The sequence below is a fragment of the Pseudothermotoga lettingae TMO genome (assembly GCF_000017865.1).
Classification (GTDB): Bacteria; Thermotogota; Thermotogae; order Thermotogales; family DSM-5069; genus Pseudothermotoga_B; species Pseudothermotoga_B elfii.
In genome coordinates this window covers 434041-456100 of sequence record NC_009828.1, presented here as the reverse complement: position 1 = coordinate 456100, position 22060 = coordinate 434041, and the positions used below count along the sequence as shown (strand labels likewise).

The window sequence follows — 22060 nt, the reverse complement described above, 5'->3', positions numbered from 1 at the left end:
CCCCACTCAAGATTGAGATATTTGTGAAAAAATGGCAAATGGTTGTTCTTTCCTTTTGGCAGTATAAAGAGCCATGTCTGCATTTCTCAAAACAGTTTCAAAGTTATCGCCATCTGCCGGATAAACCGCTATTCCAAGATTGGCAGAAATTGTAAAAATCTTATTCTGAAGCACGATTGGTTTTTGAATAAATTCAAGCAGGCGCCTGGAGAACTCTATGGCTCCTTCTACTGAGACATCATAAAGAACAAAAACAAACTCATCTCCACCAAATCTGGCAACCATATCTCCTCGCCTGATTTCTTTTTTCAATCGGTTGCCCAGAATTTTCAGTAGATCATCCCCAACAGGATGGCCAAATGTGTCGTTTACATCTTTGAATTTATAAAGGTCCATATATATAACACATACTGGTTTGTTTTCCCGACTCGCAATGGCGAAAGTTTTTTCAACGTATTCTTCAAGCATTCTTCTGTTTGGCAAATCTGTAAGTGGATCATGGTATGAAAGATATTCCATCAACTGTTTTTGAATTTTCAATTCTTCCTCCAGTCTCATTCGCTCGAACAATACACCAACATGGCCCGCAAAAAGTTCTGCTATGTTTACAGCTTCCTCATTAAAAGCGTTCTCGTTTTCAAAGTTATCGAGATTCAAAAATGCAACAACTTCATCTTTTGCAATGATGGGAATAGATAGCAAAGATTTTATCTTAGCAACTTTATCAACTGAGTAGAGGAATTCCTTTCTCACCTCATCTAAGTTCTGGGTATTGATCTGGTGCAGATCTTTTATTATTCTGATTCTTCCATCAATTTGCTGCGCCAGTTCATGGGGTTTGAAAAACATCTTACCAGCTATTTTTGGATCGTATCCAGCAACATGCGTTAGAACAAAAACATCGTTTTTCTTCATCAGCAAACTTCCAGCCTGGGCACCAGGAACAAGCTCAACAGCCTTTTCCAGAAGAAACTGATAACTATCTTCCACCTGACCGCTCAAGACGATTTTCGTGAAATTAAGTATAGCTTCCTGACAAAGTGTCCTCCTGTGGAGTTTCTCATGATACCTTTTCTCTAAGTTTAATTTTCTCCATCGGGCCACAAAAGCAAAAATGAAAGTTGAGCATAACGCTATTAAAGCGGATGTCAAAATCTCAAGAGAAGAAATCAATGGGCCACTGTATTCGTACGATGCACCATTGATCTGTATATCATCAAAACCGAGAGAGTTTATAAACTGCTGCGCATTCAGGATCACTCGCGCGAGTTTTCCCGAAACGTAAGCGGAAAGATCCTTTTTGCAAATTTTGAAACTTAGCCTGAAATTTCCATTTACAATATCCACAGTAAAAATTTCTAAAGAATTGAGGTATTCCTGTTCAACTTCCTCGATATATACCCTGATCACATTTGGATATTTATCAATTATCTCCTGTAGTTTTTGCTTCAAGAAAACCTCATCTTCCTGGATTACTGCTCTGTACACATTATCATCGCGAAAGAAGTTTTCATGCACCGTCATTCCAACAAATTCAACAGCTCCCTTCAGAGTTTTTTCCGCCTGTATAATCCTTTGACGAGCTTTTGTGCTATTTGAAAGATAAAAAATGTACAGACTGAGCAGGAAAATACAGAGGGCTATTAGAAAAATCAAAAGTTTATTCAATTTACTCAACAAAGTCTCCCCCACATTTTGCTTTTCCTTTTAATAATAACACAAATTTAAAACAATAGCGTGATTTTTTGTGATATACTGAAAGTGCGTATTACTAACAATTCTGGGGGTGAAACTGTGAAGATTCTTTTCAAGGGAGCACACGTTTTTCCAATAAGCAAAAAGCCTTTCACTGGCGATGTACTGGTAGAAAATGGCAAAATCAGGCAAATTGGCGAGAAGATCAAACCCGGCAAAGGTACAGAGATTTTTGATGTATCGGGAAAATATCTTTTCCCGGGTTTTATCGATGCCCATTGCCATATTGGGTTGTATCCAGAGGGCCTTGGGGCAACGGAGAGCGAAGGTAACGAAATGACTGATCCAGTGACAGCACATTTGCAAGCTCTTGATGCTTTTTATCCAGACGATGTGGCTATAAGTAAAGCTCTATCTGGAGGTGTTACAACTGTTTTCGTAGTTATGGGAAGTGCCAACCCGGTCGGTGGGCAGGGATTCATAGCAAAATTCAACGGAAAAACGGCTGCTGAGATGTGTATCAAAAATCCCGCGGGTGTTAAAATGGCTTTCGGAGAAAATCCCAAACGTGTATATTCAGAGAAAAAAATTATGCCAAACACTCGAATGGGTACCGCGTCGGTTATCAGATCATTTCTTATGAAATCCCAGGATTATATGAAAAAGAAAGAGTCAATTTTGAAAGAAGGCAAAGAATTTACCGAGAGAGATCCAAAATACGAAGTGGGTGAAAAATTACTCAAAAGAGAACTTCCTGCAAGAATGCACGCTCATAGAGCAGATGATATATTGACTGCTATTAGAATAGCGGAAGAATTCAACCTGAGCTTCGTAATTGAACATTGTACTGAAGGATACAAAATAGCGGATATACTGGCATCAAAAAAGGTACCCGTTGTCGCTGGTCCTTTGCTTACTTTTGCAACCAAACTTGAACTCAGAGATATGACAATGGGAGCTTTAAAAATTTTATCAGAAAAAGGTGTTTTAACTGCTCTGATGTGCGATCATCCTGTCATACCACTTGAACATGCGACTGTCCAGGCTGCAGCGGCAATGAGATATGGTGTTAAAGAAGAAGAGTTACTGAAAATGTTAACAATAAATCCTGCCACAATTCTTGGTTTATCAGAAAAGGTAGGCTCTCTCGAACCAGGAAAGGACGCTGACATAGTTATATGGTCAGGGCATCCTTTCGATATGAAATCCGTTGTGGAAAAAGTTTTTATAGAGGGTAATATGGTTTACAGTAAATGAAAGGCGGTTCATCCGCCTTTCAATGCACCTATCGCCAGAGATATTATATTGAAGACAGATTCATCCTGAGGCAAGCACATAATCAGAGTTTTTCTCCTCATTCCAACTGTGGGAGATGTGAGGAGGCATCTTTTTTCCCTGGCAAGCATTTCGCAAACTAATGTTTCAAGTGTGTACACTCTCTGATCGCATATACGCTTCAATGCTATGCTTGAAGTCGCTCCTTCTCTTGTATCAACACCACCAAAAACAAGTAAAAGATCGTTTTCTTTTTCAGCATAATTGAAAATCATCTCGGTTATTTCATCGACATCATTCGAAACGAAAACACATCTCAAATTGAACTCTGACAATCTGAAAAAATTTCTCACTTGCTTGACAAATTCCTCCGAAATATTAACAAATATACAAGTTATTTTCATCTAAAACTCCCTCTCACTTCCAAGGATTGAACTCGCCTTCAAGATACTTTCCTATCCAGTATGCAGCTTTTTTTCCCGCTCCCATGGCCTCTATAACCGTAGCGGCGCCAGTAACAATGTCACCACCTGCAAAGACTTTTTTCAGAGTTGTCGCGCCTGTTTGTTCGTCCGCAACAATATAACCCCATTTATTTATTGATAATCCTTTAAACTGATTCAGCAGAAACCTGTTTGCGTCCGTACCGATAGCTTCAACAACTGTGTCCGCTTCAATGACAAAATCACTATCCTCTATGGGTATAGGTTTTCTTCTGCCAGTTTTATCTGGTTCCCCAAGCTCCATCGTTATGCATCTCACACCAATCAAAGTACCTTTTTCATCACCGAGATACTCAATTGGTTGCGTAAGCCATCGGAAATGTACACCTTCTTCAACAGCATGGAAATACTCTTCTTTTCGAGCAGGCATTTCCTGCTCTGTTCTTCTATAAATAACTGTTACCTCTTGTGCGCCAAGCCTCAGGGCACTCCTTGCCGCATCCATAGCGACATTTCCTCCTCCGACCACAACTACTTTCTTTCCCTTTCTTATCGGCGTGTCAAATTCTGGAAAGAGATAAGCTTTCATCAAATTTACTCTTGTAAGAAATTCATTTGCAGAATAAACACCATTCAAATTGGTTCCCGGGATATTCATGAATTTCGGTGTACCGGCACCAACTCCAATAAAGATGGCATCGTAATTTTGCAGCAACTCTTCAACAGTTACTGCTCTGCCCACAGGTGTATTTACCAAAATTCTAACGGAGAGGGATTTAATGTAAGCAATCTCTCTGTCAACTATGGATTTTGGCAACCTGAATTCCGGTATACCATAAACAAGGACACCACCTGGTTTATGAAGTGCTTCGAATACATCAACCACATAACCCTGCTTTGCAAGATCGGCAGCCGCTGTTAATCCGGCAGGTCCAGAGCCAATCACAGCCACTTTTTTATTTTTATTTTCGGGCAATTCGATTTGATTGTCTTTAACATTAACAGCTTCCCAGTCTGCGACAAATCTTTCCAGCCTACCTATGGCAACAGGCTCAGAACCAGGTATTTTCCCAACAACACACTTTGCTTCACATTGAGTTTCCTGTGGGCATACCCTTCCACAAACAGCCGGAAGGTTATTGTAATATTTGAGAATTTTTACCGCTTCATAAAATCTATTTTCTTTAATCTTTTTTATAAAACCGGGAATATCTATCCCAACAGGACAACCGCTTACACATGGGTGATGAACGCACTGCAAACATCTTTTAGCTTCTTCCATTGCTTCACGCTCTGAATAACCAAGAGCAACTTCAAAAAAATTGTGGATTCGTTCCTGAGGTTCCTGCTCTTTCATACGCACTTTCTTTGCTGGAGGCTTTAAAGCCATGAAAGATCACCCACTTGTTCTTTGAATTTTCCAAAACTTATTTCCTCTTCGTCTCTGTACTGACTCAAACGCTTAAGTAGCTCATCCCAATCAACCTTTTCCCCGTCAAATTCTGGACCATCAACACACGCAAATTTCATTTTTCCATCAACAGTTACTCTGCATGCCCCACACATACCGGTGCCATCTATCATAATAGGATTGAGTGAAACCCAGATCTTTTCTATTCCAAGCTCTTTTGCCTTGATGCTACAGAATTTCATCATAATTGTAGGTCCAACAGCCCATGCAATATTTATTTTCGTATTTTTCATAACCAGATCCATGCCATCAGTTACAACACCTTTAATTCCCATAGAACCATCATCAGTCGTAATTATCAATTCATCGCAGAGATTTTCAAATTCTTCGAGCATGATTACGTAATCTTTATTCCGCCCACCAAGAATTACATGTAATCTGTTGTTGAATCTTTTCAACTCCTTTGCAATTGGCAGTAATGTGGCTATGCCAACACCTCCGCCAATCAACATCACATCTCCAAAATAATCTATTTCACTTGGATTCCCAAGTGGTCCAGCTATATCAGATAGATGCTGCCCTTCTTCCATCATACACAGCTCGTACGTTGTTTTTCCTACCGCGCGCACTACCATTCTAAAGCTATTTTCATAAGTATCTGCTATTGTCAATGGTATTCGCTCACCTTTTTCCCTTATCCTTACCACAACAAATTGACCTGGTTTTGCTCTTTTTGCAATCTCTTCATTTTTTATGATGAAATCATAAACCTGCGGGGCAAGTTTTGTCTTCTTCAGAATTTCGTTGCTCAAAGGGTCACCTCCTCTAAACGTTGTATTTATTTTCTGTCATTGACATTTAACAACTTTGGCGTTAGTATTATTTCTGGACAGCGACCCCCCTATCCCCCCTTGGATGGAACCAAGCTGCCTGAGGAGCCTGTTCTTACAGGCTCCTCTTATTTTGGTATATATAAACTCAGATCTGCTTCTAAATTGCTTATCTTTGCATCTTTCCAGGTAACTATCTTTGTTGGATGGTATCTTGTGCCAACGCCGTAAACAAGGAAAGAAACCAGACCAGGTTTTCCAATAACAATTGTACAATCTCTTGGAATTTCCAGCGAATATTCCGTTTGAACAGCGGGAGATTTGAAATAATAAAATTTGTAAGGAGCCAGACCCGGTTTTAATTCCCTTGAAAAATAAATTGTTTCGTTTTTTCTGAATGTCACCCATACATTTTCCTGACCCATAACGAACAACCTTATGTAACCTGTAGTTGGATCGTCGTAAATCTCTTCAACGATTCGCTCTAAGTCAACGGTGGTGTTCGACAAAAAACCGGAGATTGAAATAAGTTTATCCATCGTAGAGTTGGGTCCAATAAAATTTTCCAACCTGTTTATTCTTTCATTCAAGGTAGTTATCTTTTTCTCAAGTGAAGTTAAGCTCTTTTCGTATTCTTTTTTCTGATTCAAATAATAGAAAAAAGAGAAAACGGATAGAAACAGACCGCCTATCAGTGCCACTATGAAAAGAAAGATCAGAAAAGTAACTATGCTTTCCCTTGTTTTCCTTACCACAATTACCCTCCTTCCAATTTTTTACCAGCTTTGCCAACAGCATAAGATTTCATTACTAAACCCAGCTGTATACAGAAAAAGAGTGTGGAAGAGCCTCCATAGCTGATAAAAGGCAGCGGAATACCTGTTACTGGAGTTATTCCCATCGCCATTCCCATGTTTTCGAAAACATGTAAAACGAAAGTTGCCATTATACCAGTATTGATGAGTTGCCAGAATTCATCTTTCGCAAACATGATAGTGCGAAGTATTCTAAAAGCCAGGGCCATATACAAAAAAAGGCAGGTCAGGACACCAGCAAAGCCAAATTCCTCACCCAAAACAGATAAAATGAAGTCAGTATGATTTTTCGGTACATATTTCCATATCGTTGCAGGGCCTTTGAGATAGCCTCTTCCCAAGAGTCCCCCAGAACCAATCGCGTGCAAAGATTGAATAACATTGTAGGCACTACTTTGTGCATACGTTGATGGCGAAAGGAAGGAAAGAATTCTATCTCTCTGGTAATCTTTTAAACCAAAGAAATACAAAAACGGAATCATTGCAATTATCATAATCAAAATGATCGATATTAGCTTCATAGACGCTTTCGAGCAAACGAGAATGATAAACCAAACGGCAGCTATCAAAACCGCTGTACCAAGGTCTGGTTCAGCAGCTATCAACAACAACACAGCAGACATAGAAATCAAAGAAACCAGAACACGCTTTACAGTCGGCTTTGAAAGAAGTGTTGCACTCACAAGCACGACGGCTATTTTTCCAAGTTCAGATGGTTGAAAATAACCAGCCTTCAGGTCAAACCATCTACGTGCACCGCCGGAAGTTGTCCCAAAAACAAGAACAAGGGCAAGTGAAGCAATGGCTGCAAAATAAACCATCCAAACTGACCTTCGAATATCCCTTTCGCGTAAAAAAACGCTAGCGAAAAGAACAATAATTCCCAAAATGTCCCATATAATCTGTCTTTTCAAATAATTCATACCAGAATCTCGTGTGGCACTGTAAATAACTGCAAGGCCTATTATCATGAGCAGAGCAACGAAAACTGGGATATAAAATTCAATCCTCTTGTTTTCCCATGGCATCTTTTACCATCTCTTCCAATCTGCAGAAACTGCACACCTTACCCGTAGTTGGGTATCCGCAAATTGCACATTCTGATAATCTGGCTTTTTCTTCATTATCTGAACCAAAAAGATCTTTTTTCTGAAATTCTTTGTAAAATCTGAGTTTGACACCCGGTTGAGTTATTTCAAGTTCATTCAACACCTTTTTGTATTTGAGAGAACTTGCATTTTTTGAAAAAGGGCATCTTTCAGTTGAGAAAGTTAAGCGATTGATTAAAGCATACACATAAATTTCTTTTTCTGTCAACCACACCAATGGTTTGGCTTTTTTAATTAATCTTCCGTTAGATTCCAGAACAGGTGCCTGTCTTTTTATATACTCTACCTGCCAGTTGAGAACATTGCCGAGTAGAAACGAAACCTCATCATCCAGATTGTGTCCTGTGATAACAGCGTCGAAATTTTTCTCATAAGCGACCTTATTCATTATATATCTTCTTATAAGACCGCAAATCGAGCATGTTGGCCGTTTAACAATACGAGAAATTTCAGCTACAGTAAGTCCTCCAAAATACTGCTTTCCATTGACAATTAACAGTTCTTCACCTGTTTTTTCAGAAATTTTCTTAACAATTTCTGTATTGTTTTCAGTACCAAGATCTATAAACAACCCCGATGTGGTATAACCCAATTTTTTTAAAACATACCAGGCAACTGAGCTATCCTTTCCACCAGAAACAGCAACAAGAAGCTTTTCCGATTTATTGAACATGGAATATTCGTTTATGGTTCTTTCAACACGTTTTTCAAAATATTCGTTAAAATGTTCCTCACAAAACGCAGTATTGTGCTGCCTCAAACGTATCACAGCAGTTTTCGAACATTTTCTGCACTTCATTTTTTTCCTCCTTGCGTAACTCTTCCACAAATTAATTTTACCATCTCATGTGGTTTAATTTATTTGGTGATGAGTTTATGAATATTAATGTAGTTGGTACAAGTAAAGTGGCTTTCGTTTTATGTAAAATTTTATTGGAGGAGGATTTTTCGATTGGCTGTGTTGTTTCACGTTCGAAGCAAAGAGCTGAAGATTTTGTTGCAAAAATAGGACAGGGGTTTCCAAAAACCTATGAAGAAGATTTCACCTTAAAAGGAGTTACCTTTTTTGCCGTCCCAGATCAATCGATCTCTGAAGTGTATCACAAATTGAAAAATAGATTAGAAGAAGCCAGTGCTTTTCATTTCAGCGGCTTTCTTGATTCAGAAATTTTCAAAGATTTTGATCAAAAAGGCTGGGCTCGTGGTTCGATCCATCCAAATCTGTCATTTGCCGATGAAGAAAATGCCCTCAAATATATAAAAACATGCTGCTTTGGCATAGAGGGAAATAGAGAAGGCCTTCTGGTTGCAAAACAAATCGTAGAAAAAATATCAAATTGCTGGGTTGAGATTCCTTATGGGTCCAAGGGGGCTTATCATCTTGCAGCTGTGATTGCGTCAAATTTCAATGTGGCACTGGCTTACCTTTCCGAGAAACTCTACAAGCTTTACAATATAAAAGGATTTCAAGAAGTGATACCAAAACTCATGATGAGCTCTGTGCATAATATTCTTAAAAAAGGTGTTCAAAAGTCTCTGACGGGACCTGTTGCAAGGGAGGATTGGCTTATCGTTGAGAAAGAACGGGAGATCTTCGTGAAAACGTTTCCTGAATACAAAAAGCTTTATGATGATATGATAGATATTCTGATCAAAATCAAGGGTGAGGTGGGATAATGAACGTAAACAAATTCAAATCTATGAAGGGGAAAAAACCAATAGTAATGCTAACCGCTTATGACTCCGTATTTGCCAGTATTGTCCATCAGGCTGGTGTAGATGCCATACTTGTGGGAGATTCCCTGGCAAACAATGTGCTCGGTTATTCAGATACATTGCCGGCAACTATGGAAGATATGATCCGCCACACGCAGGCTGTGAGAAGAGGGGCGCCCGAGGCTTTTATAATAGCAGATATGCCGTTTTTATCGTATCAATGTTCTTCAGACGAAGCGGTGAGAAACGCCGGTAGATTTCTAAAAGAAGCTGGCGCGAATGCTGTAAAGCTTGAAGGGGGATCTTTTTTTTCAACGACAATAGAAAGAATAGTGAAATCAGGAATACCTGTCATGGGTCACCTTGGATTAACACCACAATCGGTGAATGTGTTTGGAGGATATAAAGTTCAGGGCAAGGGCGATAAATCCGCGAAATACCTCCTTGAAGAAGCAAAAGCGCTTGAAGAAGCAGGCGTCTTTTCAATCGTGCTTGAAATGGTTGTTGAAGAAACTGCCAAAATGATAACAGAAAATCTTTCTATACCTACAATAGGTATTGGTTCAGGTAGATTTTGCGATGGTCAGATCCTGGTTATAAATGATCTGCTCGGAATGAATCCATCTTTTCTACCAAAATTTGCAAAGCGTTACAGTAATCTCTTCCAAATTTCCTTAGAAGCTGTCAAAAATTATGTCTCAGACGTTCAAAATCATCGTTTTCCCTTCGAAGAAAACGTTTTTAAGGCTGGTGAATGAGTTGAAAATACTTCATACTTCCGACTGGCACCTTGGCTTAGAATCGTGGACGGGCTCCAAGACTGTTGATAGACTCGCCGAAACCGAGAATGCGTTGAGGTTTCTTGTTACTGCCGCGAAGAAAGAATCAGTTGATCTGATAATTATAACTGGCGATGTGGTACACAACAAAATTTCACCAAAAATAGAAGCTCTCAATGTTCTCACAAATATCCTGGCAGAATTTTCAAGTCTTGCTCCAACTTTTCTTGTCCTTGGTAATCACGACTGGAGGGGAATCAAAGCTTTGAAAAACCTGCCCGTCAAAAATCTGCATATTATAGATTCACGGACGGAAATATCATCTGGCGAGTTCAAACTCTTTTTCCTGCCATATCTGGATTTTCAAAAGACACTTGATGAATCGAATGACTTTGCTGGCGATTATCTTAGCAGTGTCTTCACAGATATCAGAAACAATATCGACCGGGAAAAAATAAACCTTTTAGCAGCTCACATCATGATAGAAGGTCTGATAGAATCTGAAAGAGAAAATTCAATGGAAGTACAGATTAAAGCATCCATGATACCAACCGGGCTGGATTATGTAGCCCTTGGCCACATACATGCGTTGAGTATTGTGGAGCAATCACCTTTAATGTGTTATGCAGGTTCCCCGATAGCTATGGATTTTGGTGAGGAAAAAGATAGAAAAGGAGCTATCATTGTCGATTTCTCGGGAGAAAGGACAAAAATTAGAATCGTTGATACACCAAGAAAACAACTTAAAACCTTTAGAAAAACAGACTATTCAGAACAATCTCTTGAATCCCTCAGTAATGAACTGAAATCTTTTGAAGGTTATGTGAGAGTCATTTTCAATGCACCGCCGTCGAACGAGGTAAGAAAGTATCTGATGGAAAATTTCGAGTGCGTTAAAAAAGTAGAGTTTAGAAACGAGCACGAAAAAGGTGGATATCAAAATTTAAACCAACAAAAATTTGACATAATCCAACTGTACCAAGCATATATAAAAGGAAAATACGGAAATCTGGAACAACCAATGGTCAAATTGGTTGAAAAGTTGTTCAGGGAGGTTGAGCAAACTGAGGCCACTGACAATTGAAATAGAGAATTTTCTCGGTATTAAAAAATGCAATTTATCTTTCAAAGATGGCGTCTTTCTTATAATTGGGCAAAACGGCGCTGGAAAATCTTCTTTACTTGAAGCAATTGTTTTTGCACTATATGGAACAGGAGTCAGATACGGGAAAAAAAGTCCGTCAGAGTATATTCGTTCGAGATCCTCAAGCTGTCAGATCAAGTTCTCGTTTCTGAGAAATGGAAAAAAGTACGAAGTCATAAGGCGCATCAAAGCTTCCGGCGGTTCCGAGGCATCTCTGTCTGAAAACAACGCAGTTGTTACCACGCACAGGACTCTGGTAGATAAAGAATTGAGAAAAATCATGGACATCTCTTACGACAGTTTTATAACGACATTTTTCCTGCCTCAGGGCAGGGCAGCTCACCTTTTAACTGCAAGGAGATCTGAGATAAATGATATTGTCTTTGACGTGATTTCCCCAAAGAAAACAATCAAAGCAATGCAAGAAAAGATAAGTGAAATAGTCAGAAAACTGGAATCTGAGCATGAAAAATATCAGGCTCGATTAGCAGATTTTAGGGGCAGATTAGAAAAACTTTCGAGCCAGAATCCACACAAGCAAATATCGGAACTGACAAATGCTATTCAAAATCTGTCGGGAAAAATTGACATAAAGCAAAAAGAATTGAAACAAATCGAGAAAGAAAAAGATCTGTGGAATGAAATTAATCAAATCGAGAAAACACTTGAAAATTTAGAGAAAAAAAAGCACCGGGTGCTTGAAGAAGCAGAGGAAGAAAAAAAGATTTCCCTTGCAAAATCCTTGGGAGCAGAATACCAGATCTTTCTAACATCAAAAAAGCAAATGGAATCTCTCAAAGATGATGCCAAAGTACTTGAAAAACAAATCAATAGCCTTGAGTATGAGTTCAAAAAGGTCAACACTCAACTTGAGCAACTTTTCACAAAACAGCAAGATATAGACAAAAGAATTTCCCAATCTACATCTGAACTGGAAAAACTACAGAAAATAGATATAGAGAGCAACGAATTGCTGAAAAAATTGAATGAATTAAAAGCAGTTAAATTAAGAATCAGCAAAGACATAGATGATCTGCAGAATTCTTTGAACAAAACACAGGACTTGATTGAAGAAAAGCAGCGTTTACTGTTTCAAAAGCAAAAACAATTTTTCGAACAAGAGTCTGAATTCAATCAGATTAAACAAAAGGCTATTATCCATATGGCTCAGGAAATAGCTCAAACTTTGCAAGATGGAGATATTTGTCCTGTGTGTGGAAATTCTTATAAAAAAAGCGAATTTTCAACCACAGTAGAGGAAAAGATCGAAAAATACGAATATCTTAAGAAAGCAATAGAAATGCTATCCAAGGAAATAGATCAAATCCAGTTTGAGTTAAAAAATCTCCTTGAAGAAAAAGAAAACCTTACGAGAAAACTCTTAGAAACTCAAGATGATCTTTCTCTTCACGAAGAAGAAATTTCAACTGTTTCAAAAAAGCTTTTGCAAATTGGCTACAGTGACGATCTTAAAAGCAAGATCCATAATCTTTCCAAACAGATACAGAACGCCATGAACAACAAGATCACAGTTCAGTCGGAAATTTCCCAGCTGAAAGAACGATCAGATCAAATAAACAAGCGAATTAGTGAATTGAAGGAAAGATTGAAGAAAAATTCAGAACAGCAGGAAAAAACAGCGAAAGAACTGCGATCGAATAAGGAAAAGTTTTTCGAGAAACTCGGTGAGATCAACTTTACCTTAGAACAATTTGAGTCATATTTTAAAAAACAACTCCCGACTCACAGCGCTGTCCAGGTGCTTCAAAAAATAGAATCGGAAATAGTTTACAACAAAGAAAAACTTACCCAGTTAAGAAACCTAACGAAGATATCCGCACAACAGTGCGAAAGCCTTTTTGCCGAATTAAATAACACTGTAGAATTGCTGAAAAAACAGCGTGATAATTTTATTCGGCAGAAAGCAGTGATGGAACATTTGATAAAAGAACTGGAAGAAATTCGACGGGAAAAAGAAAATCTGGAACGGATCTTCAACCAGATTCATAAAGAATATCAAATCGCTCAATCAGTTAAAAGCACCTTTTCGGCGAGAGAATTTCAGTCTTATATAGCAAAAATTGTACTTGAAAATATCCTCATCAAGGTTAATGATATTCTCGATATCCTGACAGATGGCAGGTTCAGATTATCTATAGATGAAAATGGGTTTGTCGTGATTGATGACGGTACAAAAAGAAATGCAGACGGCCTCTCCGGCGGGGAAAAAACCTTAGTATCACTATCTCTGGCGATGTCAATCGCCGAAATCGCCGCAGGTCAAATGGAAGCCTTTTTTATAGATGAAGGCTTTTCAGCCCTTGACGAAGATAATAAAGCGAAAGTAGCACAAACACTAAAACAAATGGAAAAATTAAACAGGGTAATTGGATTTGTCACGCACGACCCACAGTTTGCTGAATTTTTTGATAAAAAACTTGTTGTCGAAAAAGGTGGTGTGGTGAAATGGATTTAGACAATTACAAATCACTCATAGAACGTATTGTAACAGAAAAAGGTGTTGATGCTATTCCAAAACTTGTCGAGCTTCTCACTGATGAAAACGACGAAGTTAGAGAAATAGCTTTTGAAACAATACAGAGATTTGGTGATAATGCAAAGCCCATCCTTTTGAAAATATTCAAAGACAGAGTTCACAGAGCGCAGCAAAATGATATTGTTTTGCTTTATTTGATCGATGTACTGGCTGACATGGAAGAAAAGTGCATAAAACAGGACCTGTATCAGCTGTTGAGCAGGTACGATAATGAAAGTGCACAGCTTGTAATTTATGAAGCCCTTGCAAAACTTGGAGATGGAGATACGGTGATAGATATACTATGTTACTTTGTACTTGAGGATGAATACAAAGACCAGTTGGCAGAACAGGCAATCATGGCTTTAGCACATATTCCATCAGAAAAATCACTCAATTGCCTTGTTGATGCTTACAAAAACAAATCATTTTCAACAGAGATCAGGCAGGATATCATAAAGGCAATCTCCATGATAACGATGAAAAATCCTGCATTATGGGACAAATTTACGAAATTAAACGAACCAGAGCTCGTAGAAAAAGTGAGGCAATTTGTTTATTGATTTGCCAGAACTTGTTCAATTATGCGCGAAATTTTCAATAAAAAAGCGTCCCTGCCACTTGCAGCAACAAGCTGAACTCCTACCGGTAGCCCTTCGATTTTGCCGTATGGTATGGTTATCGCCGGAAGACCTGTTATGTCAAATGAAGCTGTGAATCTTGTTAATTTTCTCGACAACTCAACAGCCCCTTCACCATGAAGCGGAGGAGCAATCACAGGGACTGTTGGCAGCAAAAGCAGGTCATAAGCCTTAAAAAATTCATTGAAACGATGCTTTGCTATACTCTGAGTATGCCTTGCAAGTGCATATTCTACACCGCTGGCTGATTTACCCTGAATCAACCTTTCTCTCACATCTTCTGAAAACCACTCTGGTTTTTCCTCGAGTCGATTCCTGTGAAATGCAGCTGCTTCAACCTGTGTCATTAAACCATTTGCAGCTGCTACATCCTTTAACCAGTCAGTATTTTCCATTTCAATTTTCATGTCAAGCTTCTCGAGTTCTTTTGAAAACTCATCAACAAGTTTCAAGATTCTTTCATCAGCTTTGCCAACAAAATCCCCAACTCCTTTAGCTACTTTTATCTTTGTAGTTTTTTTACCATCTATTTTTGAATTTCTCATTCTGATCGAAAATGGATCTTTTGAATCATAGCCTTCTATCACTTTCAAAACTATTCGAGCATCTTCAACACATTTTGTTATTGGTCCAGCATGATCCAGATGCCATGCAAGAGGCATTATCCCCCTTAGACTAACTCTTCCATAAGTTGGCTTGAAGCCAACTACCCCGCAAAGCGCAGAGGGAATCCTGATAGAACCTCCTGTATCTGTCCCAATGGCTGCAAGACACATTCCTGAAGCGACAGCAACAGCTGAGCCGCCAGATGAACCTCCAGAGATTCTTGAAGAATCGTGCGGATTCAAACACGGTCCAAAATGTGGATTATTATTAGTAACGCCAAGTGCGATCTCATGCATATTAGTTTTTCCAATAAAAATAGCCCCCGCTTTCCTGAGTTTTTTCACTATAAATGCATCTTCATGCGGTATGAAATCTTTCCAGAACAAACTTCCCCCAGTTGTTCGTATTCCTTTGGTAAAAATAAGATCTTTCAGGGCGATAGGAATGCCAAACAACGGAGGTAACTTTTCCGGATCTGCTGTTTGGAGCATTTCATCTTGTTTTTTTGCTTGCTTCACCGCCGAGTCCAGAGTAAGAGTAATGAAAGCCCCCAATTTTGCGTTCGCTTCTATATTTTTTATGCACTCCTCGAGTACTTCTGAAGGTTTGATTTCTTTCTTTCTGATAAGTTTCTGAATTTCATATATAAACATAGATCCCGCCTACCTTGCTTTTATCTCTGGGCCATTTTGAACAAATTTACCTCTGAATTCATGCTCCTTCATCATTAGATGACTATCAAGATCATGAAAATCAAACACACCCGTCCCAAGCGCAAAATGTACACTTTGATTTATGCCAACGCTTGATTCAGACATGCATCCTATCATCAATCTCAGATTGGCACTTCTCGCAAGCTCAACAATTGAAAGAGCATCACTTATGCCAGATTTCATAAGCTTAATATTCACATAATCCACCGCTTCCTCTTTTATCAATCTGATTACATCAAATCTCGTTCTTGCAGACTCATCTGCCGCAACTGGAAATGGGTTATTAAATCTCACAAATCTTAATCCATCAATATCTGTTGCTGTCACAGGTTGTTCGTACACCGCAACATCGATACCCGCACTGTAAAGTTGCTGAGCGAATTCTACAGCTTGCTTCGGTGAATACCCCATATTCGCATCCACAATATACTTTGCCCCTCTTGTAACTTCATGTATTTCAAGCATCGCATCAATATCTTCCTTAAGATTTTCTCCAACTTTAATCTTTATAACCTTGAAACCATCATCAAATATACTTTTTGCTTCTCTAACTCGATTTTCAACTGTATCGATACCCACCGTCCTGTCTGTTTCTATTTTCTTTAATGCCCCTCCGAGAAGCTGGTAAACTTCTACGCCTGCGCTTTCAGCAAAGGCGTCGAGTACAGCATATTCAACAGCGGCTTTTAAACTCGGAGTTGCGAAAAATTTGGATGTAAGTTCAAAAATTTTGCGATATTCTTTCACGTCTAAACCAACAAACATATCCTTGACAATATTCTCAAGAGACATGAGCATCTCAACTTTTTCCCCGTTCACCCTGAATGAAGGTGATGCCTCACCAATTCCTTTGATCCCACTGTCTGTGACAATTTCAACTTCAACATTTTTTGTCTCCGAAGAGACACTCCCGGTTATATGAAATGGTTTTTCATATTGAAAATACTTCAAATTAAATTTCACATCAATTATTTTGCTCATTTTTTACCCCTCCTGAATTTCCTCAAATTTTACTATCTGTATCTTACTTTTAAGCCTGACTTTCCTATCTTCTGCCTCCGCTTCTCCAACCTGATTGTCTGTGGGATCATCTCTGTAGAAATTCGTTTTTGGAACGAAATCTCTGGCAAAACCTGAATTAGCAACCATTCTAAAACCATCCAGATTCCCAAAATAAAACTGACGGAATTGCTCATTATCCCGTCTCGCACCACCAAAAGAAAGATCTGCGGGAAGCCAGCCATAAGGCTGCACGTAAAACAACGCCCAATCATGTGGAGAAGCAAAATAAGGATTTGCATACCATCCAGATTGCCACCTTGCGGCTATACCGGCTATGCGGCACATCGTTATGAACAAAATCGCCTGAAAACCGCAATCACCTTTGAGATTTTCGGCGACGTACTGAGCTATGTTCTCATAAGTTGCATAAGGCCTAACATAAGAGTATCTTACATGTTTTGTAATCCAATCATATATTTTTCTCGCTCGCAAATATGGATCTTTCTCCTCACCCGTAACTGTATCTGTCAATTTTCTAATGTAAGGTGTAAAAACGATATGTGGCGGTTCTTCGCAAAGGTACTGATCTAAATTTGAATCAATGTTGTAGCCTGAATTGTGAACCCATTCTCTCACGGTATATTCAAATTCTACAAAATATTCTTTTTCTTTCCCTTCAAAGTACACGATCCTCTGTTCAGATGAATTTGGAGAAATGAAGCAATCTTTTTGACTCGCTCTCAAAAATTTAACATCACTGATCTGAAACTCTTCTTTTGGAAAAGGAAGCCATACTCTGAAAAAACCGGCGCCATCCTCGATTTTTGCTTCAATTCTCGCATGTACTCTGTATTTTTTTGGTTTTGCTCCGCTGGTCAATTCTACTAATCTATCATTCAACGATGATCTCGCTTTTTCGGAATCAGGATCTTTTTTGATTCTCTCTCTGTACTCATTCAGGGCAAAACCTATATTTGGTATAAATCTTTTCTCAAATTTCTTCTCACCTTCTACAACAATATAATCTATATATCCCTCTTCAAGTAAACTGTGGAATTCTTCAGTAGAAAAATCCTGTATTATCTCTTTTGCTTTGACTATTGCCTGTTTTTCGCTGAATGGATATGTTTCAAGCAGTCTATTTATTCTCTCCTTTTCATACAAAAGCCTCTCTTTTTGAATTGACGATATTCTTTCATCTTTTAACCATCTTTCAATCAGTTTCAGAGCTTTTCTGAAATTTCCCAGACCTTCTTCTCTCTGAATATCCTGTGGTAATGAGCACATCATAAAATGCATATTATCACCTCTATTTAAGATTGCATGCAACTTTAACTAATTCGTATTGTCGCGAACCAAGGCCCAGATTTTCTGCATATTCCAGCTGAGTTTTCCAAGTAACTTTTGGATGAACCTTTAAAAAGGGATCTCCTCCGGTAGATTGAACGACGAGATCTATGCAGGCCTGATCGAGAGCAACAGGATCTGTGCTCGCTGCTATACCAATATCCGGTGCAATCGGGGGCCTGTTCGTATGCCAGCAATCACAATCCGGAGAAATATCCATGATAAAAGAGATGAAAACTGATTTTTTATCTTTCAAAACAGCATAAGTATATTCAGCCATTTTTTTGCTCAGAATTTCAGAAGAACTATCCCATTTTGGAACCATGGCTCCGTAATTGCACATCGCTATACACTGCCCGCAACCGATGCATACATCATAATTTATAGCAGCAAATTTCGAAACAGTTATTGCATTAACAGGACAATTTCTTTCACACATTCTGCATGCCACACATTTTTCGGAAGCAACTACTGGTTTTGATTCAGAATGTTGCTCAAGTTTTCCCGCCCTCGAGGCACTTCCCATACCAACATTTTTCAACACACCACCAAATCCTGTCTGTTCATGTCCTTTAAAATGAGTTACAGCAATTAAGACATCGGCAAGTGCAATAGCTGAACCAATTTTGGCTTCTTTAACGTAAGTCTTATCTATCCTAATCCTCATTTCATCTGAGCCCCTCAAGCCATCGGCAATCACAATCGGCGCCCCAACAACTTCGTAGGAAAAACCATTAAGGTAGGCGTTCAGCAAATGATCAACTGCATTGGAACGATGCCCTCTGTAAAGCGTATTCGAGTCAGTCAAAAAAGGCTTCCCACCAAATTTCTTCACCTGATCCACTATAACTTTGATATACTGAGGACGAATGAAAGCAAGGTTTCCATATTCACCAAAATGGAGTTTAACAGCGACAAATTTATCCCTGATTATAATTTTTTCAAGCCCTATTTTCTCAAGCAATAACTCCACTTTTTTCAGTAAATTGACATTCCCATTCGTGGACATGTCTGTAAAGTAAACAATAGCCAAAACAAACACCCCCTGTTTCAATCATTATAGCAACAATTTGTTACCTTAGCAAACAAAAACAGGGGATCAATATATCCTGAATTTGCCAATTATATTTTCAAATTGTTCTGATTCAGATTCCCATATCTGTTCAAAATCCTTAGAAAGCGCCCCATCTTCAATGGCTTTTCTGTAAAAATCGTCCCCAATTAAAAGATCAAAATGATATCTTTCATTGTCTCCGTGAAAATAACTATCCCATCTAAAATCATAAGGATGAATCCGCCGGAGCGTGGATATGACGTCTACAGCAAGATGGAGAGGCTTGATCTCTCTTCTGTCTGTCACGAAAAATTCAAGCCCATAGCATGGCTTATTCTGTAACTTGAAAGCTGCTGGCAAAAATACCCTTTCTCTGAAAACGACTCCAGCAGGCGAGAGTTTTTTGATTTCCCTGTAAAAACGCTCGGAATCTATCCAGGGGGCACCAATATACTTGAACGGATGAACAGTTCCTCTACCGACAGATACATTGACTCCTTCCAAAAGGCAAAATCCTTCGTACAAAATAGTGTGCTCTAACGATGGCAAGTTTGGAGATGGCGTGTTCCAGAGCAAGCCAGCTTCATCATAAAAAAGCGATGGTTCATAATCCTCCATTTCTATAACACACAGATCTGCCCCTATCCTGAACGCGGCATTGACATATTTTGCAAGCTCTCCTGGAGTCATTCCATATCTCAGAGCAAGTCCGTATCCACCAACAAAACTTTCAAACTCCTTCTTAACAACAGGCCCTTCTATTTTGCAAGAAAGCGGATCCGGTCTGTCGAGTACAACGAATCTCACGCCGTATTTGGCACATTCTTCCATGCAATAAATCATTGTGTAGATATAGGTATAAAACCTCAAACCGACGTCCTGAATATCATACACCAGAACATCTATGCCTTTTAGCATATCCTCAGTAGGCCGAAGTTTTTCTCCATACAGAGAATAAACAGGTATTCCATATTTCGGATCGATAAAATCCGATAATTTTTCCCCGTCCGGGGCTGTGCCAAAAACTCCATGTTCTGGGCCAAACAATTTGACAACCTTTAATCCATTTTCAAGAAAAAGATCTATATTCCTTCTCAGATCGCTATTCACACCTGTAGCATTGGTAACAAGACCTATTTGCAAACCTCTGAATTTAGAAAGATATTTTTTGACAAAAACATCTATTCCAAGTTCCATTTTTTCCACCTCACTTTATTGCCCCCTGAGTCATTCCTGCAATGAAATATCTTGAGAATATTAAAAACAAAATCACAGTTGGTGCTATAGATAGAGTCAGGCCACTAAACAAAAGGTGCCACTGAGTTGAATATTCCCCAAAAAATATTGATACTGCGAGTGTAATGGTAGCCTTCGATTTATCATTTATAAGGATCAGCGGAAAGAAAAAATCGTTCCATACGTTCACAAAAGTAACAATAGCCACAATCGAAAGAGCAGGTTTGATGAGTGGAAGTATTATCTTGTAATATATATTGCCAACCGAGGCTCCATCTATCCTTGCAGCTTCACAAAGCTCATTGGGAACAGAATCCATAAAGTTTTTCAGTATGAAGGCAGAAAATGGTATATTCACTGATGAATAAACAATTATCAACCCAAGCAGGGAGTTAGTAAGATTAATACTTCTAAGCAAAAGAAATATTGGTATCACCGCGAGCCTTGCAGGGAGAGCAAGACCTAACATTGAATACACAAAAAGAAACCTTCTCCCCTTGAAATCATATTTCGATATCATATAAGCAAACATAGATGCAAGAAACACTACAGCAACAACAGAAGAAACCGCAATAATCGTGCTATTGATGTAGCCTTTTCCTATACCAGCCTGTCTCCATGCCTGCAAATAATTTTCGTACATGAATTTCGAAGGGAGAGAAAACGGCCTTAAGAAGATATCTCTCATCGATTTGAATGAATTCATAACCATAACAAAAAAAGGTCCAGCAATGATAAAGGCGTAAATCGAAAGAACTATATAAACAATCAACCGGTTGAGTTTTGAAAACTTTATCATCTCTTCTCCCTTCTTTCAACCAGATACACATAAAGTATAGACATGGGCATGACAATCATAAAAATAAACACCGTTACAGCTGCCCCAAGTCCCATATCTGTGTATGCACTTCCAAGTCCGCCAAAAGCAGTTCTGTAGAAAACTGTGCCGAGGACATCCGTCGACCTGAATGGCCCTGCCTGTACCCCTTCAAGGGCATAGATCATATCAAAAACATTGAAACTGCCTATAAAAAGAAGTATTAATAGTGTCCTAAATGTTGGTACAGTGAGCGGAAAAATTATTTTCCAGGTGACCCTCCAGTTGCTTGCACCATCTATATACGCTGCTTCTATCAATTCTGGGGAAATATTTAAAATTGACGCAAGAATAACCAGTACATAAAATCCCAGATTTCTCCACACATTAACAAGTATAATTGTAGTTAGAGCAAGGTTTGGATCACCAAGCCAGGGTCTTGCAAATGCACCAAGACCTATCGCCTTAAGAAATTGATTCACAAGCCCTATTTGGGGGTGCAAAAACAAATTCCACATAAAACCAACCATTACAAGAGGAATCATATTTGGTATATAAACAACTGTCCTGTAAAACTTCGCCCCTTTTATTTTGCTTGCTATTAACAACGCTATAAGAAATCCCAAACCAAGCTCAAGAGCAGAAACAAGTATAAAAAAGTAAATATTGTGAGAAAGAGCGTTGAAAACCTCTTTCGAAAATCCTCCGGTAAAAAGTTCTTTGAAATTTTTAAGACCTACAAAGGTTTTCTCGCCTACACCTCGCCAGCTATAAAAACTGAGCCTTAAACTGTCAAACAGCGGATAAGTAACAAACATGGTATACAACAACATGGCGGGTATAACGAATATCAATATATATCTGAGTTTTACCTTCATTTTCAGCACCTCT

20 protein-coding genes are annotated in these 22060 nt (G+C 38.8%); 6 read left to right on the top strand and 14 right to left on the bottom strand.

The features are described 5' to 3' along the window. Positions 1-6 precede the first annotated feature (6 nt). Positions 7-1677 (bottom strand): sensor domain-containing diguanylate cyclase, encoded by a 1671-nt coding sequence (locus TLET_RS10615; RefSeq protein WP_049753334.1) that lies wholly within the window; start codon positions 1675-1677, stop codon positions 7-9. A 117-nt stretch (positions 1678-1794) separates the two neighbouring features. Here TLET_RS10615 and TLET_RS02165 point away from each other — a divergent pair, with 117 nt between their 5' ends. Further along, a complete protein-coding gene (locus TLET_RS02165) occupies positions 1795-2952 on the top strand; it encodes an amidohydrolase (protein WP_012002471.1) in 1158 nt (385 codons plus the stop codon). Positions 2953-2960: 8 nt separating this feature from the next. Here the strand turns inward: TLET_RS02165 and TLET_RS02160 are convergent, their stop codons facing one another. The 6 genes from TLET_RS02160 to TLET_RS02135 all read right to left on the bottom strand — a co-directional run bounded on the left by TLET_RS02160 (position 2961) and on the right by TLET_RS02135 (position 8377). Further along, the gene (locus TLET_RS02160) at positions 2961-3374 is read right to left on the bottom strand and encodes a hypothetical protein (protein ID WP_012002470.1); all 414 of its coding nucleotides are present in this window, start codon (positions 3372-3374) and stop codon (positions 2961-2963) included. Between the two features lie 13 nt (positions 3375-3387). Next, the gene (gene gltA, locus TLET_RS02155; protein WP_012002469.1) at positions 3388-4803 is read right to left on the bottom strand and encodes an NADPH-dependent glutamate synthase; all 1416 of its coding nucleotides are present in this window, start codon (positions 4801-4803) and stop codon (positions 3388-3390) included. Further along, a complete protein-coding gene (locus TLET_RS02150) occupies positions 4794-5636 on the bottom strand; it encodes a sulfide/dihydroorotate dehydrogenase-like FAD/NAD-binding protein (protein WP_012002468.1) in 843 nt (280 codons plus the stop codon). Before TLET_RS02150 ends, gltA begins: the two co-directional genes overlap by 10 nt. A 146-nt stretch (positions 5637-5782) precedes the next feature. After that, on the bottom strand, positions 5783-6409 hold the full coding sequence (locus tag TLET_RS02145) for a hypothetical protein (protein ID WP_012002467.1): 627 nt from the start codon (positions 6407-6409) through the stop codon (positions 5783-5785). Positions 6410-6411: 2 nt separating this feature from the next. Beyond that, positions 6412-7497, bottom strand: a complete 1086-nt coding sequence (gene rodA, locus TLET_RS02140; protein WP_012002466.1) for a rod shape-determining protein RodA — start codon at positions 7495-7497, stop codon at positions 6412-6414. Continuing rightward, positions 7472-8377, bottom strand: a complete 906-nt coding sequence (locus TLET_RS02135; RefSeq protein WP_012002465.1) for a TIGR00269 family protein — start codon at positions 8375-8377, stop codon at positions 7472-7474. Before TLET_RS02135 ends, rodA begins: the two co-directional genes overlap by 26 nt. A 77-nt stretch (positions 8378-8454) precedes the next feature. Between TLET_RS02135 and TLET_RS02130 the strand changes: the two genes are divergently transcribed. Genes TLET_RS02130 through TLET_RS02110 form a run of 5 tightly spaced genes read left to right on the top strand, consistent with a single transcriptional unit; the run spans position 8455 to position 14316 of the window. Next, positions 8455-9255 carry a Rossmann-like and DUF2520 domain-containing protein gene (locus tag TLET_RS02130; protein ID WP_012002464.1) on the top strand — a complete coding sequence of 267 codons (801 nt, stop codon included), beginning with the start codon at positions 8455-8457 and terminating at the stop codon, positions 9253-9255. Then, positions 9255-10052, top strand: a complete 798-nt coding sequence (panB, locus tag TLET_RS02125) for a 3-methyl-2-oxobutanoate hydroxymethyltransferase (RefSeq protein WP_012002463.1) — start codon at positions 9255-9257, stop codon at positions 10050-10052. The genes TLET_RS02130 and panB overlap by 1 nt, the downstream gene beginning before the upstream one ends. Position 10053: 1 nt before the next feature. Continuing rightward, a complete protein-coding gene (locus TLET_RS02120; RefSeq protein WP_012002462.1) occupies positions 10054-11157 on the top strand; it encodes a metallophosphoesterase family protein in 1104 nt (367 codons plus the stop codon). Next, positions 11129-13693 carry an AAA family ATPase gene (locus TLET_RS02115; protein WP_012002461.1) on the top strand — a complete coding sequence of 855 codons (2565 nt, stop codon included), beginning with the start codon at positions 11129-11131 and terminating at the stop codon, positions 13691-13693. Before TLET_RS02120 ends, TLET_RS02115 begins: the two co-directional genes overlap by 29 nt. Then, positions 13684-14316 carry a HEAT repeat domain-containing protein gene (locus TLET_RS02110; RefSeq protein ID WP_012002460.1) on the top strand — a complete coding sequence of 211 codons (633 nt, stop codon included), beginning with the start codon at positions 13684-13686 and terminating at the stop codon, positions 14314-14316. The genes TLET_RS02115 and TLET_RS02110 overlap by 10 nt, the downstream gene beginning before the upstream one ends. Here TLET_RS02110 and TLET_RS02105 read toward each other — a convergent pair. From TLET_RS02105 to TLET_RS02075, 7 genes are all read right to left on the bottom strand, one after another. Continuing rightward, entirely contained in the window at positions 14310-15653 is a 1344-nt protein-coding gene (locus TLET_RS02105; RefSeq protein ID WP_012002459.1) for an amidase, read from the bottom strand. The two genes, TLET_RS02110 and TLET_RS02105, sit on opposite strands and share 7 nt — an antisense overlap. A gap of 9 nt (positions 15654-15662) precedes the next feature. Then, complete coding sequence (locus TLET_RS02100; protein WP_012002458.1) at positions 15663-16694, bottom strand: L-Ala-D/L-Glu epimerase; 1032 nt, start codon at positions 16692-16694, stop codon at positions 15663-15665. Positions 16695-16697: 3 nt separating this feature from the next. After that, positions 16698-18014, bottom strand: coding sequence for a transglutaminase-like domain-containing protein (locus TLET_RS02095; RefSeq protein ID WP_012002457.1), 1317 nt, complete (start codon positions 18012-18014; stop codon positions 16698-16700). A 10-nt stretch (positions 18015-18024) separates the two neighbouring features. Beyond that, entirely contained in the window at positions 18025-19071 is a 1047-nt protein-coding gene (locus TLET_RS02090; protein ID WP_038051332.1) for a DUF362 domain-containing protein, read from the bottom strand. 90 nt (positions 19072-19161) lie between these two features. Further along, a complete protein-coding gene (locus TLET_RS02085; RefSeq protein ID WP_012002455.1) occupies positions 19162-20313 on the bottom strand; it encodes an exo-beta-N-acetylmuramidase NamZ family protein in 1152 nt (383 codons plus the stop codon). 10 nt (positions 20314-20323) lie between these two features. Beyond that, positions 20324-21151 carry a carbohydrate ABC transporter permease gene (locus TLET_RS02080; RefSeq protein WP_012002454.1) on the bottom strand — a complete coding sequence of 276 codons (828 nt, stop codon included), beginning with the start codon at positions 21149-21151 and terminating at the stop codon, positions 20324-20326. Continuing rightward, positions 21148-22047, bottom strand: a complete 900-nt coding sequence (locus TLET_RS02075) for a carbohydrate ABC transporter permease (protein WP_012002453.1) — start codon at positions 22045-22047, stop codon at positions 21148-21150. Before TLET_RS02075 ends, TLET_RS02080 begins: the two co-directional genes overlap by 4 nt. Positions 22048-22060 lie beyond the last annotated feature (13 nt).